Source organism: Yokenella regensburgei (assembly GCF_003634235.1).
In the GTDB taxonomy this organism is placed as follows: domain Bacteria; phylum Pseudomonadota; class Gammaproteobacteria; order Enterobacterales; family Enterobacteriaceae; genus Yokenella; species Yokenella regensburgei.
The window spans coordinates 244074-260605 of sequence record NZ_RBIZ01000003.1 but is presented as its reverse complement, the minus strand read 5'-3'; the positions used below and the strand labels follow the sequence as shown (position 1 = coordinate 260605).

At 54.5% G+C, this 16532-nt stretch carries 15 protein-coding genes; 1 reads left to right on the top strand and 14 read right to left on the bottom strand.

Annotated elements, in window-relative coordinates; translation table 11 throughout:
* Positions 1-2: 2 nt before the first annotated feature.
* The 9 genes from C7387_RS01315 to dokD all read right to left on the bottom strand — a co-directional run bounded on the left by C7387_RS01315 (position 3) and on the right by dokD (position 9606).
* Positions 3-719 (bottom strand): ABC transporter permease, encoded by a 717-nt coding sequence (locus C7387_RS01315; RefSeq protein WP_006820980.1) that lies wholly within the window; start codon positions 717-719, stop codon positions 3-5.
* Entirely contained in the window at positions 716-1402 is a 687-nt protein-coding gene (locus C7387_RS01310; protein ID WP_006820981.1) for a histidine ABC transporter permease HisQ, read from the bottom strand. Before C7387_RS01310 ends, C7387_RS01315 begins: the two co-directional genes overlap by 4 nt.
* Before the next feature lie 62 nt (positions 1403-1464).
* Positions 1465-2247, bottom strand: coding sequence for a histidine ABC transporter substrate-binding protein HisJ (hisJ, locus tag C7387_RS01305; RefSeq protein WP_006820982.1), 783 nt, complete (start codon positions 2245-2247; stop codon positions 1465-1467).
* 239 nt (positions 2248-2486) lie between these two features.
* Positions 2487-3269 carry a lysine/arginine/ornithine ABC transporter substrate-binding protein ArgT gene (argT, locus tag C7387_RS01300; RefSeq protein WP_006820984.1) on the bottom strand — a complete coding sequence of 261 codons (783 nt, stop codon included), beginning with the start codon at positions 3267-3269 and terminating at the stop codon, positions 2487-2489.
* Positions 3270-3552: 283 nt separating this feature from the next.
* Positions 3553-4122 carry a UbiX family flavin prenyltransferase gene (locus tag C7387_RS01295; RefSeq protein WP_038256391.1) on the bottom strand — a complete coding sequence of 190 codons (570 nt, stop codon included), beginning with the start codon at positions 4120-4122 and terminating at the stop codon, positions 3553-3555.
* A 61-nt stretch (positions 4123-4183) separates the two neighbouring features.
* The gene (locus tag C7387_RS01290) at positions 4184-5575 is read right to left on the bottom strand and encodes an amino acid permease (protein WP_120815880.1); all 1392 of its coding nucleotides are present in this window, start codon (positions 5573-5575) and stop codon (positions 4184-4186) included.
* 60 nt (positions 5576-5635) lie between these two features.
* Entirely contained in the window at positions 5636-6739 is a 1104-nt protein-coding gene (locus tag C7387_RS01285; protein ID WP_006820987.1) for an alanine/ornithine racemase family PLP-dependent enzyme, read from the bottom strand.
* Between the two features lie 2 nt (positions 6740-6741).
* Positions 6742-8163 carry an APC family permease gene (locus C7387_RS01280; RefSeq protein WP_006820988.1) on the bottom strand — a complete coding sequence of 474 codons (1422 nt, stop codon included), beginning with the start codon at positions 8161-8163 and terminating at the stop codon, positions 6742-6744.
* A 48-nt stretch (positions 8164-8211) separates the two neighbouring features.
* A complete protein-coding gene (dokD, locus tag C7387_RS01275; RefSeq protein ID WP_006820989.1) occupies positions 8212-9606 on the bottom strand; it encodes an ornithine/lysine decarboxylase DokD in 1395 nt (464 codons plus the stop codon).
* 210 nt (positions 9607-9816) lie between these two features.
* Here dokD and C7387_RS01270 point away from each other — a divergent pair, with 210 nt between their 5' ends.
* Positions 9817-11238, top strand: a complete 1422-nt coding sequence (locus C7387_RS01270; RefSeq protein ID WP_006820990.1) for a sigma-54 interaction domain-containing protein — start codon at positions 9817-9819, stop codon at positions 11236-11238.
* Positions 11239-11279: 41 nt separating this feature from the next.
* Here the strand turns inward: C7387_RS01270 and purF are convergent, their stop codons facing one another.
* The 5 genes from purF to accD form a co-directional block, all read right to left on the bottom strand.
* Positions 11280-12797, bottom strand: a complete 1518-nt coding sequence (purF, locus tag C7387_RS01265; RefSeq protein WP_006820991.1) for an amidophosphoribosyltransferase — start codon at positions 12795-12797, stop codon at positions 11280-11282.
* Between the two features lie 38 nt (positions 12798-12835).
* Positions 12836-13324, bottom strand: a complete 489-nt coding sequence (cvpA, locus tag C7387_RS01260; protein WP_006820992.1) for a colicin V production protein — start codon at positions 13322-13324, stop codon at positions 12836-12838.
* Positions 13325-13477: 153 nt separating this feature from the next.
* On the bottom strand, positions 13478-14188 hold the full coding sequence (gene dedD / locus C7387_RS01255) for a cell division protein DedD (RefSeq protein WP_006820993.1): 711 nt from the start codon (positions 14186-14188) through the stop codon (positions 13478-13480).
* Complete coding sequence (gene folC, locus C7387_RS01250) at positions 14178-15446, bottom strand: bifunctional tetrahydrofolate synthase/dihydrofolate synthase (RefSeq protein ID WP_038256389.1); 1269 nt, start codon at positions 15444-15446, stop codon at positions 14178-14180. The genes dedD and folC overlap by 11 nt, the downstream gene beginning before the upstream one ends.
* Positions 15447-15530: 84 nt before the next feature.
* Entirely contained in the window at positions 15531-16445 is a 915-nt protein-coding gene (accD, locus tag C7387_RS01245; protein WP_006820995.1) for an acetyl-CoA carboxylase, carboxyltransferase subunit beta, read from the bottom strand.
* Positions 16446-16532 lie beyond the last annotated feature (87 nt).

Here is a 16532-nt window from a genome sequence, read left to right as displayed (position 1 = left end):
TCTCAGTGCGTCGAAGAAGGTTTGACATGCTGCATCCAGCGTCTTTCCGCTTTACGGAACAAACTTATCAGCAGGTACGAAATAATCAGGTACAGCACCGCCGCAATACCAAAGGCGGTAAAGGGCTGATAGGTTGCCGAGTTAATGTCGCGCGCAATCTTCAGCAGATCCGGCACCGTGGCGGTAAAAGCCAGCGCCGTGGAGTGCAGCATCAGAATAACTTCGTTGCTGTAAGCAGGGAGCGCAATACGCAGCGCGGAAGGCAGAATGATGCAGCGATACATTTTAAAGCTTGAGAAACCGTAGGCCCGCCCCGCTTCAATTTCGCCATGCGGTACAGAGCGGATCGCCCCGGCGAAAATCTCAGTGGTATAAGCACAGGTGTTCAGCGTTAACGCCAGCACGGTACAGTTCAGCCCGCTGCGGAAAAAGGCGTTCAGCAGCTCATTGCCTTTCACCACTTCGAGGGTGTACATACCGGAATAAAACACCAGCAGCTGAACGTAAAGCGGCGTACCGCGAAACACGTAGGTAAAGAACCACACCGGCCCGCTGATAAACTTATTGCTGGAAACTCGAGCAATGGCGAGAAACACGGCCAGAATGCCCCCCATCACCACCGAGGAGATAAGCAGCCACAGGGTGATCGCCACGCCGGTAAAACGGTAACCGTCGGTCCACAGCAGGGATTTCCAGTACTCCTGAATGATCTCTATCACAGGTCAGCCCTCTTCACGCCTACGGAATAGCGACGTTCGAGCAGCAGCAGCACGCCGTTAGAGACCGTCGTAAATATCAGGTAGATAACCCCGCAAACCACCGCGAAGTAGAACGGCTCCCACGTGCTTTTGCCGGCGAGCTGCGTGGCTTTCACCACATCTTCCAGCCCGAGCAGCGACACCAGCGCCGTTGCTTTGAGAATAACCTGCCAGTTGTTGCCAATCCCCGGTAACGCATAGCGCATCATCGCCGGGAACATAATGCGGCGGAAGGTCTGCCGATGGTTGAAGCCGAACGCCGTTGCCGCCTCGATATGGCCGTGCGGAACCGCCAGGAATGCCCCGCGGAAGGTTTCGGTAAAATAAGCACCGTAGATAAAGCCGAGGGTGATGATACCGGCGATCATCGGGTCGATGTCGAACTGCGCCATTCCTAAGGCATCCGTCACGCTGTTTAGCGCAATCTGTAAGCCGTAGAAAATGAGCAGCATCAGCACCAGATCCGGAACACCGCGAATCAGAGTGGTATAAGCTTCGAACAGCAGCGCCAGCGGGCGATTGCTTGAGAGCTTCGCTCCGGCCCCTGCCAGACCAATAATGACAGCCAGCAGCACAGAACTGATTGCCAGTTCCAGCGTGACGATGGCGCCCTGAAAAATGACTTGTGAGAACCCGTACAGCATTCAGTCTGCCCCATCTCAATTCCACCTCCGCGCCCTGCGGCGCGAAGGTTCACGCGCGATGATTAGTCGCCGTACACATTAAAATCGAAGTATTTTTTCGCGAGCTTGTCGTAGGTGCCGTCAGCGCGCATCGAGGCAAAGGCTTTGTTCAGCGCCTCGCGCAGCTCGTTGTCTTCTTTACGCAGACCCATACCGGTACCCACACCAAACAGCTTCACGTCTTTAATCGACGGGCCGCCAAAGGCGTAGTCTTTCCCGATAGGTTGTTTGAGGAAGCCTTCACTCGCCGCTACTTCGTCCTGGAACGCCGCATCGATACGCCCGGCAGTCAGGTCGGAATAGATATTATCCTGCCCCTGATAAGAGACGATCTCGACGCCCTGAGCCGCCCAGTGTTCATTGCCGTAGGTTTCCTGCGTGGTCCCCTGAAGCACACCAACACGTTTACCCTTAAGCGTAGCGAGGTCAGGCGTCACCGGACTGCCCTTCTTCACCACCAGACGGGAGTCCGCGGCATACAGTTTGTCGGTAAAGGCAATTTCCTGCTGGCGCTTCTCGGTAATCGACAGCGACGACATAATCGCGTCAATCTTGCGTGCCTTAAGGGATGGGATCAGCGCATCAAGCGGGTTTTCCACAAAGGTGCACTGGGTGTTAATGCGTTTGCACAGCTCTTTCGCCAGATCGATATCAAAACCCACCAGCTGACCCTGCGCATTCTTCGATTCGAAGGGTGCATAAGTCGGATCGGTACCAATACGAATTTTTTGCGGGATTGCTGCGAAAACGGTAGAGACACTGGAAAGTGCCAGCATCAAAGAAAGAGAAAACGCCAGTTTTTTCATATCTATCCTCAACAGACGGTCGTACTAACGGGGGAAGTCAGCAAATGCACAGCCGGATATCGTGCCATTTTTCTGCCCTTGCGGACATATTTTTTTGCATCAGAAATGCTTAACTATTCACTTCAAGACAAAAAAATCATGGCCTGCACCGGAATAATGCAATCACGGCAGTCATGCACCAAAACAGAGCCTCATTCTGGTGCATGACATCCCATTAATAACCTTAGTCTGTGTGTGACTTATTCGCCGTAAACGTTAAAGTCGAAATACTTCTTCGCCATCTTGTCATAGGTGCCGTCTTTACGCAGTTCACCCAGCGCTTTGTCGAAGGCGGCTTTCAGCTCGGTATCGCTCTTACGCAGGCCAACACCGGTGCCATCACCAAAGTATTTTTTATCTTTAACGGAAGGACCGGCAAAAGCGAAATCTTTCCCGGCAGGCTGCTTGAGGAACCCTTCGCTTGCGGCCACTTCGTCCTGGAATGCCGCATCCAGACGACCGGCAGCCAGATCGGAGTAGATCAGATCCTGGTTCTGGTAGGCCACCACGTCGATGCCTTTAGTACGCCAGTTTTCATTGGCATAAGCTTCCTGGGTAGAGCCCTGCAGCACACCCACGTGCTTGCCTTTCAGCGAATCAAGAGTCGGCTTAATCGGCGAACCTTTGGCTGCAATCAGTCGGGAGTCTGCTGCGTACAGCTTGTCAGAGAACGCGATCTCCTGCTGACGCTTTTCGGTAATGGAGAGCGAAGAGATGATGGCATCGATTTTCTTCGCCTTAAGCGATGGGATCAGGGAGTCGAAATCGCTGCCCACCCAGGTACATTTCACCTGCATGCGTTTGCACATCTCGTTGCCCAAATCGATATCAAAGCCGACGAAATCCCCTTTCGCGTCTTTAGAAGAGAATGGTGCGTAGGTGGCGTCAGTACCAATACGAACCGTCTGCGGCAGTGCGGCGAATACGCTGGAAGCGCTGCTGAGTCCAACCAACAAAGAGAGAGCCAGAACCGTCTTCTTCATACATTACCCTTAGGATGTCGTGATGTAGTAGATGTCTTGTTGTGTGTTGCGGACAATTCTTTGCAGGTTTTATGCCATATTCACGCGGAGGCGCAGGTTCGACGTTAAATATGTTAATAAAAAGTTGCTACATTGTCTCTAAAAGGAAAGATAACAGCATTGGCAGATAAACCGCAGCGACAAACCGCAAAAAAACAAATTAAATGTCGAGGATTTGATCGGGGTTGCAAAATCGCCCCAGGGCGGGGCGAAGCAAAAAAGATTGCACTACTTTAGTGCGCTATCAGGCACCCTGCCAGCGGGTAAAAAGATCGGCGGGTAATTCGATATCGAACTGGTCAAGCACGCGGTTGACCGTCTGGTTAATCACATCGTCCAGCGACTGCGGGCGATGATAAAACGCCGGAACGGGCGGCATGATAATGGCACCGATTTCCGCCGCCTGGGTCATCAGGCGCAGGTGTCCAAGGTGCAGCGGCGTTTCCCGCACGCAGAGCACCAGCGGACGACGCTCCTTCAGCACCACGTCCGCCGCGCGGGTTAGCAGGCCGTCGGTGTAGCTGTGGACAATCCCGGAAAGCGTTTTGACCGAGCACGGCAGGATCGCCATCCCCGCCGTTTTGAATGACCCGGAAGAGACGCAGGCGGCGATATCGCGGGCATCATGTACCACATCGGCCAGCGCCTGCACTTCACGCAGAGAGAAATCCGTCTCAAGCGATAAGGTCTGGCGGGCGGCCTGACTCATGATTAAATGGCTTTCCACCCCGGCAACGTCACGCAGCACCTGCAAAAGGCGCACGCCGTAAATCGCGCCGCTGGCGCCTGAGATGCCTACAATGAGTCGTTTCATACCGTTGTCCATCAAAAATCATTGCGCAAACTCTGCCGGAACCGCGCCCGAGTTGCAACCTTCAGCCCTCACCTTTCGCCGGATGGCAGAAAAACCAGGAGGCAACCACTATCAGCATTAGCAGCAGTTCCACCAGCATGATGATGACCCCCTGTTCACTAAACCAGGTACCAAAGATAATAGCGATATTGCTGACAATCACCAGCCATGCCAGCCACGGAAACAACGGTGAACGATAGCGGATAAGCGATGCTGAATAGTCTCCCCGCGCCACGGCACGGCGAAAACGATACTGACACCAGCCGATGGTTATCCACGCGAGACAACCCACCTGCCCGGTACTGGCAATCAGATAAAGATAAAACTGCTGAGCAGGGATGTAGCGAGTAAGCAACGACACCAGCGCCAGCAGCCCGGTGGCGAGGATCGCGGCGACCGGCACACCGTTCTGATTCACATTTCCGAAACGCTTCGGGGCAAAACCGTCTCCTGCCATCGACCACAGCATGCGCGAGCTGGCATAGATTGCGGAGTTGGCCGCCGAAATGGCAGCAGAAAAAATCACCAGCGTCATAAGAAGCTGCGCGCCAGGTATTCCGGCGTTCTTCAGCACCCAGACAAACGGGCTGCTGCCGTCAGGCCGTATTTGCCAGGGGTAGACCAGTGCCAGCACGCCCACCGCCAGCCCGTAGAAAAGAATTATCCGCACGCCGATGCCCTTAATCACCTTTGGCAGGACTTTGTGTGGTGCCTCGGTTTCTCCCGCCGCGTTACCCACCAGTTCAGCCCCCTGGAACGAGTAAATCACGATGGTCATACAAACCAGGATCTGCCAGCCGCCGTGCGGGAACCACCCGGTTTCAGTTTTAAGCGTTGGCTGCCAGCCAGTCTTGCCCATCAGCGTGAAAATCATCACCCCGCCAACGGCGATAAACAGCACGATAGCAAAGACTTTAATCGCCGAGAGCCAGTACTCGCACTCGCCAAAACTTCTCGCCGAGCACAGATTAACGGCGGTTAGCGCCAGCAGTATCAACAGACAGAAAAGATAAACAGGCACGTCAGGGAAAAAGTGGTGGGCAATGAATCCGGCGGCGGTAAGGTCGGCGGCGAGCGAGAATACCCAGCTCAGCCAGTAAAGCCAGCCGATGGTATAACTCCACAACGGATGCGGTAAAAACAGCAGCGCGTAATGCTGGAAAGAGCCGGAATGTGGAAACGCGCAGGACAGCTCCCCCAGACACATCATGGTGGCAAGCATAATGCCCCCGGCGAACAGATAGGCCAGCAGCGTTCCGAGTGGCCCTACGGAATAAAGGGGTTCAGCAATACCGATGAATAATCCCGTGCCGATAGTGCCACCGAGCGACATCATCAGCAGATGGCGTTTTTTAAGATTGCGTTGTAGTCCGGTCCCGTGTTCCACGGGGGAAATCTCCTGCAGGGTGCTCATCGTTACTCCCTGTCTTATATTCAACTCAGTAAATACCCGCCCGTGAAGGCGGGTGCTGTGTTAACGAATAAAGCGCATCGCCACGCCTTTGGTCTGACAGGCCATCAGCAGCCCGGTATAGTCCAGCTCAAAGCGCACAACGTCGCCCGGTTTCAGCAACTGCTGGCAGTCTTCAATATCCACCAGCGTGTGATCGCTGGTTTGTCCGAGCACGCTGATGCTGTCGTCACAAGGAACGCAGTTTTCCGCCGGCACATCCTGGCGGCCAAAGGCCAACAGCGCCCGGCGGCGAACGCCGTTGTCGGTGAACGTTTTGCTCTGCAGGAAGGCATCGACCCCAAGCTCCCCTACCGGCACCGTTGGCTTACTGTTGAGTTCGATGATTTCCGCCTCCAGCACGTACATATCTGAACAGGCTTTTTCCACAGGCTTTTGCGAGTGATGGAATTCATCGAGGTACTTCATCTCCACGTATTCGATGCCAAATTCGTGCAAGCCGCCGATCCGCAGATGATTCAGCCCCTGCGGCCAGATACCTTTATCCAGCAGATGGTAGCTGGTGCAGTTACCGGCCGACAGGCGAGGAATACGCACCCCGCTCTCCTGCTCGATGCGGCGCGCAATATCGCGGAAATCATCACCATTTTTCACCGTCGGCAGCACCGTACCGTAGCAGTTGAAGTTGGTGCCAAGACCGTACAGCGCAAGCCCGGGCAGCTCATCAATCAGCTTCACCACCGACAGCAGACGGTCATACTCGCTGTACCAGATACCCTCACGCAAATCGCCCATATCAACCATCAGTAACACCTGATGCGTTTTTCCCTGCCGTTGTGCTTCCGTCGATAGCGCGCGCAGCACGGCGGGCTCACTGTTGAGGCTGATGTCGGCATAGCGCACCACCTCTTCAATCTCGCTCAGGCAGGGGCTTCGCAGTAAGCAGGTGGTACAGCCAATCGCTTTTATCTTTTTCAGGTTATAGGTACGGGATTCCGCAATGACCTCAATGCCTCCGTCGAATACCGCCTGCGCGGTTTCCACGCAGCCATCGAAGACTTTGTTAACCGCCATCACTTCAATGCCGCTGTTCTCCAGCAGCGCTTTTTCAATACGCGCGTTGTCCTGCAACTTGCGTAGGTTAATTTCCAGAACGGGCATATACATGGTTATTTACCTCCAGCCATGCCGAGGCGCGCATTACGTTTTTGCGCACGGTGAAAAATCCATTCGGCCAGAATGACCGCCAGCAGCGCCCCGCCGATGATTTTCCCGGCGTACTGGAAATATCCGCCCATATCAATTTGTGAAGGTGGAATGAACAGCAGGAATACGGCGAACGCGATAGAGAGGAAGCCCAGCGCAGGCAATATCGCTGGCAGTACTTTACCCGGAATTTTAAAACTTCTTGGCGTATCAGGTTGGATAACACGCAGTCGCCAGAAGGCCGGGAACATCACCAGATAAGGAATAAAATAGGTAATTGTGGTGAGCGCAGTCAGCATCCAGTAGGCGGCAGCTACGCTTGGCGAGATAAAGGTGGAGAAGCACAGTATGGTCACGATAATCGCCTGTACTACCAGCGCAAACACCGGCGTTTTATAGACCGGATGCAGGCGGGCAATACGGTCGCCCAGCAAATTATCTTCTCTTGAGGCCTCCTGCAGCATGTAGATCGGGCCAACCAGCCAGGAGTTAATTTGCCCCAGCGCGCCAAAGAACATGCAAATTGCCATTACCGGAATAAGCCACGGCATGTGCAGAGTATCCGCTGCGGCGTGCATGGCCTGCATAACCCCGGCCACGATGTCGGTCTGTCCGGCAGGCAGCAACGTGTTCAGAGCCCAGGTGCCAACCATGTAGATACCAACGATCACCGCCGCCGACACCGCCATCGCCCGCGGAAAGTCGCGCTGCGGGTTACGGGTACGACCGGCAATCATCGGCGCCACTTCAAGGCCGGCGAAGGCAAACATCATACTGGAGAGGAACACCACCGTGTCCCAGTGGCTGAGATCGGGTACCCAGTTGCTGGCGGTCGTGTAGTCGGTTTGCATTTTATGCCCGGTCAACAGCCAGACAATGGCCAGCAGAATAAGAATGGCAGAAGGGATAAAGACGCCGCACCAGGCGCTGACGCCGTTAATAATTTTGGTCCACTCCAGACCACGAATGTTCATCAGCGTCAGTAGCCAGAATATCGCGGCAGACCCAATGCCGATAAAGGCTTTATTCTCCGCAAGACCGCCGCCAATCATATAGCCCAGCGCGGTAAAGCCGAATTGCAGCATCAAAGGGAAAAACAGTACGCAGGAAAAAAGAAAACAGACCACCACTATCCAGGCAATACGTTTACCAAACGCCTCTTTGATCCAGACAAAAATACCACCGTCCTTCGGCCATCCCGTTGATAACTCGCCACACACCATCGCGAGAGGGAAAAACAGACAAAACGCGGCAATAACCCACAGCAACATGGCAGATGCACCATAAGGCGCCACGTTGGGGATTTGCCGCAAACTCAGAATCGCAATGACATTCATAAAGACGATGTCTTTAATGCCAAGCAAGCCAGATTGATTATTGCTCATGGCTCTCTCCTGTTTTCATATTGGGGGCATCACTGCCCCCGTTTTTTATTAGTAGATGTCGTAACCGACCATGTCCTGATAAGTATCTTCACGGCGGATCAGACGATCGTTGCCCGCGTTATCAATCATCACCACCGCCGTACGCGGGCGGTTGTTGTAGACGGTCTGGCTTTCAATGGAGTAAGCCCCGGCATCGAGAAACGCGACGATATCGCCAGGTGCGGTGCTCTGCGGCAGTAAAAACTCTTCGCCCTTCACCCCCATATGGAAGTAGTCACCGCCGTCACACAGAGGACCGGCAAGCTTGATGTACTCGTCGTGGGCAGCGCTGATACGTGAGGCGTTATAAACGTAGAAGAACCAGTCGAAGTGCTGGCTATCCGACAGCACGCTGTAGCCCGCGTCGACAAACTTCCACTCCACGTGGCATTCAACATTACCGTTGACGTCGTAATTGGTTTTGCGTTTTTCGCAGGCCACTTCGGTCAGCAGTACCGCCGCAGACCCGGTGACTTTGCGCCCCGGTTCAATGCAGATCTGCACGTCGGTGCGCCATTTGTGCACTTCACCGATCACCGCATCGGCAAAGTCCTGCGCGGTGATCCCGGCGTACATGTTGTCTTTCAGCGGGTCGCCATTTTTCTCATCATATTTGTACGGCACCGGAATACCGCCGCCGACGTTGATCAGATCAAACTTGATCCCCAGCACCTCTTCCAGGCGGCGGGATTCATCAACCAGCACTTTAGTCGCTTTGGCAAACGGCTCTGCTTCAGGCACCTGATCGCCCACGTGCATATGTAAACCACGAAGATGCACATACGGCATCTCGAGGATCCGCCGGCAGGTCTCTTCCGCCTGCTCAAGATCAAGCCCTGATTTCGCATGGAACGCTGTCACCAGCTCGGCGTGGGTGGCAGATGGCACATTTGGCTCTACGCGAACGCAGACGTTGGCGACTTTTTTGAGTTTGCGGGAAATTCGGTCGATGTGGTCAAGCTCGTACAGGCTATCGACGTTGATGAGGTACAGCTCGTTATCAATGGCGTACTCAAGGTCAGCGGGTTTCTTCACTACACCGTTAAATACTATCTGGTCACCGCTAAACCCAATCTCAAGACACTTGCGAACTTCGAACTGTGAGTTAGCTTCAGCGCAGATCCCGGCATCGCGAATGGCGGCCAGCACCCCCATCACGGAACAGGTTTTCGAGGCGAAAAACGTTTTAGTATTGGCATGAGCGGCGAATGCCTGCTCAATTTCGCGGATGTTACGTACGATTTCTGGTTCGGAAAAAACAAAGAACGGGGTGGGATATTTGCGCGCCAGCGCGTCCAGGTCCACGCCTTCAAAGCATAAATGTTCATCGCGGAACTGAAAACGGCGATCATCGGCAAGCTGCTGGCGCAGTTGGTTATAGTTTGTGGTTATGGTATCTGACATAAATCCCTCTGCTTAATGGTTTACAGGATGGAGTAACCTTTCTCTGCAAATGGTTTTGCAAGCCGCATGCCAGATATAAAAAGCAATTAATTCAAAAACATAACAAAAATATATTTTTTATTTTTTCGTCGATAAGTGAGATTTTCATCACAGTGACGAAATTTCGTCACCATAAAATCAAGTTATCGATATTAGAAAAAGGCATTCGGTATGACCAGGGAAAGCGAACTGCATAACGCGCTGCGGATGTTTTCGCGTTTTTTTGATTTGATTCACCAGCCGCTGGCGGTAATCAACTCGCGTGGGGAATATATTTACTACAACCAGGAAAGTGCGGAGCTCGACGGGTACAGCATTGAACAGGCGCTGGGTAAACACATGCTGGACGTTTACCCGGCAATGAAAGAGACACAAAGCACCATGCTCTCATCGCTCAAAAGCGGCGTGGAGTACATCGGCCACTACCAGATCTACCACAACGCCAAAGGCCAGGCGGTGGACTACCAGCACACCACCGCACCGCTCTACTCGAGTAGCGGCGACATGCTTGGCGTTATCGAAATTGGCCGCGATATGTCCGGCGTCAGGCGCCTGCAGGAGCAGGTGGTCGAACTTAATCGCCTGCTTTATGCCACCGATCGTGATAAACACCCCGCGATTATCACTGAAAGCCCGCTCATGCTGGAGTGTATCGAGAAGGGAAAACGACTGGCAACGAGCCAGATCCCGGTGATGATTGTCGGTGAAACCGGCACCGGCAAAGAGCTCTTTTCACGGCTTATCCACCAGTACAGCACCCGCGCGGATAAACCTTTCATCGCGCTGAACTGCGGCGCACTGCCGCCAACGCTCATCGAAAGCACCCTTTTTGGTACCGTGCGCGGCGCCTATACCGGTGCGGAAAACAGCCAGGGGTATCTGGAGCTTGCCCACGGTGGCACCTTGTTCCTCGACGAACTGAACGCCATGCCGCTTGAGATGCAAAGCAAGCTGCTGCGCTTCCTGCAGGATAAAACGTTCTGGAAGCTCGGCGGGCAACAGCAGCAGCGCTCCGATGTGCGGATTATCGCCGCGCTAAACGAAGCTCCGGTGGAGCTGATTAATCAGGGGAAAATGCGCGCAGACCTGTTCTATCGCCTGAGCGTCGGGATGCTGACCCTGCCGCCCTTGAGCAAGCGCCCGGAAGATATTCCCCTGCTGGCCAACTACTTCATCGATAAATACCGCAATGACGTGGCTCAGGATATCTTTGGCCTGAGCGAAAGTGCCCGGTTAACGCTGATGTCCCACGACTGGCCTGGCAACGTCCGAATGCTGGAAAATGCTATCGTGCGCAGCATGATCATGCAGGAGCAGGACGGTATGCTGGCGAAAATCATTTTTGAGGAGGAAGGCCTCGACCTGCAAAGCCACGCTTCCCCGGCACCGCTCCCCTCTGCCGCCTCCACCGAAGCGTTTCATGGTTCGCTTGAGCAACGGGTCGCGCAGTTTGAAAAAGGGCTGATAGAGTCCGCGCTGGATAGTTTTCAGGGGAATATTGCGGCAGCGGCCAGAAGTCTGAATATCTCACGCACCACCTTGCAGTACAAAGTGCAGAAATACGCGATTCGTTTTGGGGTAGTGAAAGACTAAGTGAAAGATTAAGCCCGCCGGAGAGGCGGGCTTCGCAAGAATTACCCTTCGTTGTGCATTTCCAGGCTTTCGACTTCGTTCTGCAGCAGCATCGCTTTCGCATCGTCATTGCGCAGAGAATCGAGATAGTCGAGGTATTGCTGATCGACGTCTTTGGTGACGTAGATACCGTTAAACACCGAGCACTCAAACTGCTGAATGTCCGGGTTCTCAGCGCGTACCGCGTCGATAAGATCGTTAAGATCCTGGAAAATCAGGCCATCAGCACCGATTATCTGGCGAATCTCATCCACTTCACGACCATGCGCGATAAGCTCAGTGGCGGTCGGCATATCGATACCGTAGACGTTAGGGAAGCGAATCTCCGGCGCTGCCGACGCCAGGTAAACCTTCTTCGCCCCGGCTTCGCGAGCCATCTCGATGATTTGCTCAGAGGTGGTGCCGCGCACGATGGAATCATCCACCAGCAGGACGTTTTTATCGCGGAACTCTGCGCGATTGGCGTTCAGCTTACGGCGCACTGACTTACGGCGCAGCTGCTGTCCCGGCATGATGAAGGTACGGCCAACGTAGCGGTTTTTCACGAAACCCTGGCGGTACGGTTTATCGAGAATACGGGCAATCTCCAGCGCAATATCGCAGGACGTTTCCGGGATCGGGATCACCACGTCGATATCCAGATCTTCCCATTCGCGGGCAATTTTTTCACCGAGCTTAGTGCCCATATTCACGCGAGCGCTGTACACCGAGATTTTATCGATAAAAGAGTCTGGACGTGAGAAATAAACATACTCAAACAGGCACGGGTTGCTGACCGGGTTTTCCGCACACTGGCGGGTAAACAGCTGGCCTTTCTCGGTAATGTAAATCGCCTCACCCGGTGCCACATCACGCAGAAACTCAAATCCCAGCGTATCCAGCGCCACGCTTTCGGAGGCCACCATGTATTCGGTACGGCCATCGCCAATGTCACGCTTACCGAGCACCAGCGGACGAATGCCGTTCGGATCGCGGAAGGCGACCATACCGTGGCCGATAATCATCGCGACGCAGGCGTATGCCCCGCGGATCTGGCGGTTGGTGGCGGCAATAGCGGCAAAAATGTTGTCTGCTTCCAGCGGATAATGGCGGAAGTTATCCAGCTCGCTGGCGAAGATATTGAGCAGGATTTCAGAATCAGAAGTCGTATTGATGTGGCGGCGCTTTTCTTCGAACAGCTTTTGACGCAGTTCGTGCGCGTTGGTCAGGTTGCCGTTATGAGCAAGGGTGATGCCAAAAGGCGAGTTGACGTAGAAGGGCTGAGCTTCCGAAGCGCTGGAGCTGCCTGCAGTAGGGTAGCGAACGTGACCGATCCCCATGTTGCCCTGCAGGCGCTGCATGTGGCGAGCCTCAAAAACATCGCTCACCAGACCATTGGCTTTACGCAAACGGAAGCAGTTGTTTGCGTCGATAGTAATGATGCCTGCGGCATCCTGACCACGATGCTGAAGCACCGTTAACGCGTCATAAATCGACTGGTTGACCGGCATAACACCGGCGATACCGACAATACCGCACATACGTCATTTTCCTCGTTAAGCCACATCTCAGAACGTCGTTACGTTCTGGGCAAGAAACTTGACGAGCTTTGCAGATAGTCAAAAAACATTCTGATAACGACGCTGAACTGCGGGATGAGCTGTGACTTCTGCCAGTCATCGCTTTTTGAGAACCCGGTAAAAGTATCCAGGAAGAACAGTATGGCGGCGACAATCAAAACCCCACGCAGCGCACCAAAACAGACTCCCAGCACCCTGTCGGTCCCCGACAGTCCCGTTTTCTCCACCAGCTGACCTATCACGAAATTCACGATAGCGCCAACGATGAGCGTCGCGATGAACAGCACCGCGATAGCAATCCCGTTTCGTACCAGTTCGTCTTCAAAGCCCGTAAACCAGACAGACAGGTAAGTGTAGTAATGACTGGCAACAAAGAAAGCACATCCCCATGTTACCAGCGATAACGCTTCACGTACAAAGCCGCGGATAAGGCTTACCAGACAGGAAAAACCAATTACCGCGATGATGGCGTAATCAATCCAGACCATATGTGTCCCACGATTTTACGCCCTGTCATCCAGTTCGGGGCGCATAATAACAGAAAAAGAAAACGTTTGCGTAGGGATTTCCTTCCCGCGCTCAAATAAAAATGGCGCTGAAAAAATGTTCAACGCCATTCAGTTCGTCACCGTTACGGAGGGTTAATTTGGCGTATATCCCATCACCACTCCGCTCAGCCCCGACAGCTGTTTCAGCTCGCCAAGCGACCCTTTCAGCTTATCTTTCGAGGCATCCGGCCCGACCAGAATTCGGGTAATTTTACCCTGAACCGGCGTCGAAGGCGACGTGTATGCCTTAAAGCCCGCACCACGAAGTTTGCCCACTATCTCATTGACCTTATCGGCATTTTTCAGTGCGCCTAACTGCACCACATAGGCTTTGCCCGTTGGTGCAGACTTGTCTTCGACCGTCGGCTTCACTGGAGCCACCGGCGGTGCGGTTTCCGTTGCGGCCGCCAGCTGTTCGCTGACTTTGTCACGCTGCGGTTTCGGCTGCGGTTTTTCGACCGGCTTATCGACAGGTTTTGCCTTCGGTGGTGCTACCGGCTCCGGTATTTCATCGATATCGCTATTGCCGTTCGTCGCCAGACGGCCGGGATCGAGCGACGGTGCCGCGGCATCGCCCGCTCTCACTTCTTCCGCAGCCCCTTCTGGCGGCTGTGCGGGCAAAGCCTGCGTTGCAGGCAGCATATCCGGTTCATCGCGATCGCCAGGTTTCGGTACCAGCGGGATCGCCGCAAACTCATCCTGATAGTGTTTTTTCTGGCCGTCCAACAGCCCTGGCAGCACGATAACCCCGAGCGCAACCAGCACAATTGTCCCCACCAGACGGTTCTGAAACTTACTCGCCACCGGATCTCCCCACGTCCATCTCTTCCATTACATGCGCTACCGTGTGGAATGAGCCACACACCAGCACCGTATCTTCCGGTCTGGCGTCAGCCATTGCTGCACGCCAGGCCATCGCCACACTGGCATAGACTGCGCCCTGAGGCAAATGTTCCAGTAGTTGTTCCGCTGTCGCCCCGCGTGGCCCTTCCAGCGGTGCACAGTACCAGCTATCTACCACCGGCGTCAGGTGCGCTAACGTACCGGCAATATCTTTATCATGAAGCATACCAATGACCGCCAGTACGCGCCCGGTTTTTGGTAACAAATTCAAACGCCCGGCGAGATAAGCCGCCGCATGCGGGTTATGCGCCACGTCGAGGATAAGACGCGGCGATTCGCTGACAATCTGAAAACGACCGGGAAGGATAGCTCCGGCGATACCCTCACGAATCGCCTGCTCGCTCACGGCAAGACCACTGGCGCGCAGTGCGGCCAGTGCCGTCGCGGCGTTCGGCTGCGGTACCTGCGGCAATGGCAAATCCAGCAATTCGCCGTCTGCATCGGTGAAGCTCCAGCTCTGCTCCCCGACGCGATAGCGCCAGTCCACATCGCGCTGCAGCAGCTTCGCGCCCTTCTCTTTTGCCACGGCCGCAATGGATACGGGCATCTCTGGCTCGCCAACCACCGCCGGTTTGCCGCCACGAAAAACGCCGGCTTTCTCACGGCCAATGCTTTCGCGATCCGGCCCCAGCCAGTCGGTGTGGTCAAGCGCAATGCTGGTTACTACCGCGACGTCCGCGTCGACCATATTGGTGGCATCAAGACGACCACCCAGACCCACTTCAAGGATAACCACATCGAGCTGAGCTTGTTTAAACAGCCACAGCGCCGACAGCGTGCCAAACTCAAAATAGGAGAGCGAAATATCACCGCGCGCCGCTTCAATCTCGGCAAAAGAAGCCGTATGGGCAGACTCCGCCAGCTCCTGGTTTTGCACGCGTACACGTTCGGTGTAGCGCACCAGGTGCGGTGAGCTATAGACACCCACTTTATAGCCTGCCGCCATCAGCACCGACTCCAGCGTCCGGCAAGTCGTCCCTTTTCCGTTGGTCCCCGCCACGGTGAAGACGAACGGCGCTGGCTTCAGCACATCCAGACGCGCGCCGACTTCGCTAACGCGCTCGAGCCCGAGATCGATGGTTTTACTGTGCAGATTTTCCAGATAAGAAAGCCACGTGGCCAGCGGCGACGTGGCCTGAGGAATAGATTGTTTTTCCATGATGCCCGCGATAGTTAACGGTGAATACGCAAAGGCGTACAAAAGCAAAAAGGGCAGCGCCGTCTGGCCCTGCCCTTTGCATTATCAGGCCCCAGGTTCCTGATCCGGTTCCGGCGGAACCACCTCGCCTTCGCGCGGTGCATCCGGACTCGGAGACGGGAGATTCATCATCTTCGCCAGGATGCTTGCAAGCTTCAGGCGCATCTCCGGGCGACGGACGATCATATCGATAGCCCCTTTTTCGATCAGGAACTCACTGCGCTGGAAGCCCGGCGGCAGTTTTTCGCGAACCGTCTGTTCGATTACGCGTGGGCCAGCAAAGCCGATCAGCGCTTTCGGTTCAGCGATGTTCAGATCGCCAAGCATAGCGAAGCTTGCTGAAACACCGCCCATGGTCGGGTCAGTCAGTACGGAGATGTACGGCAGACCGCGTTCCTGCATTTTTGCCAGCGCAGCAGAGGTTTTCGCCATCTGCATCAGTGACATTAACGCTTCCTGCATACGCGCACCGCCAGAGGCGGAGAAGCAGATCAGCGGGCAGTTATCTTCCAGCGCCTGCTCAACGGCACGGACAAAACGCGCACCGACCACAGAGCCCATAGAACCGCCCATAAAGGAAAACTCAAACGCCGCGCCAACAACCGGCATACCGTGCAGAGTCCCTTTCATTACCACCAGTGCGTCTTTCTCACCGGTTTCTTTCTGCGCGGAAGCAAGGCGGTCCTTATATTTCTTGGAATCACGAAACTTCAGCAGATCTTTTGGCTCAAGCTCGCTGCCTAATTCCACCAGGGAACCTTCATCCAGCAGGCTATGCAGGCGATTACGCGCTGTCATTCGCATGTGGTGATCGCACTTCGGGCAAACCTCGAGGTTACGCTCCAGTTCGGCGCGATACAGTACCTGACCGCAGCTGTCACACTTGGTCCATACCCCTTCAGGAATGCTCGCCTTGCGGGTCGGGGTTATGTTGCTTTTAATTCGTTCAATCCAGCTCATTGATAACCTTTCTGCCTGAACCTGGTCGATGCCAGTTTTGCCGTAAGGGGCGAATAATGCCAGTTTTGCCCCTTACAGACCATGAAA

Coding starts and splice junctions, on each gene's coding strand:
- C7387_RS01310 (WP_006820981.1), bottom strand. CDS start 1,402: ATGCTGTACGGGTTCTCACAAGTCATTTTTCAGGGCGCCATCGTCACG.
- hisJ (WP_006820982.1), bottom strand. CDS start 2,247: ATGAAAAAACTGGCGTTTTCTCTTTCTTTGATGCTGGCACTTTCCAGT.
- argT (WP_006820984.1), bottom strand. CDS start 3,269: ATGAAGAAGACGGTTCTGGCTCTCTCTTTGTTGGTTGGACTCAGCAGC.
- C7387_RS01295 (WP_038256391.1), bottom strand. CDS start 4,122: ATGAAACGACTCATTGTAGGCATCTCAGGCGCCAGCGGCGCGATTTAC.
- C7387_RS01290 (WP_120815880.1), bottom strand. CDS start 5,575: ATGAGCACCCTGCAGGAGATTTCCCCCGTGGAACACGGGACCGGACTA.
- C7387_RS01285 (WP_006820987.1), bottom strand. CDS start 6,739: ATGTATATGCCCGTTCTGGAAATTAACCTACGCAAGTTGCAGGACAAC.
- C7387_RS01280 (WP_006820988.1), bottom strand. CDS start 8,163: ATGAGCAATAATCAATCTGGCTTGCTTGGCATTAAAGACATCGTCTTT.
- dokD (WP_006820989.1), bottom strand. CDS start 9,606: ATGTCAGATACCATAACCACAAACTATAACCAACTGCGCCAGCAGCTT.
- C7387_RS01270 (WP_006820990.1), top strand. CDS start 9,817: ATGACCAGGGAAAGCGAACTGCATAACGCGCTGCGGATGTTTTCGCGT.
- purF (WP_006820991.1), bottom strand. CDS start 12,797: ATGTGCGGTATTGTCGGTATCGCCGGTGTTATGCCGGTCAACCAGTCG.
- cvpA (WP_006820992.1), bottom strand. CDS start 13,324: ATGGTCTGGATTGATTACGCCATCATCGCGGTAATTGGTTTTTCCTGT.
- folC (WP_038256389.1), bottom strand. CDS start 15,446: ATGGAAAAACAATCTATTCCTCAGGCCACGTCGCCGCTGGCCACGTGG.
- accD (WP_006820995.1), bottom strand. CDS start 16,445: ATGAGCTGGATTGAACGAATTAAAAGCAACATAACCCCGACCCGCAAG.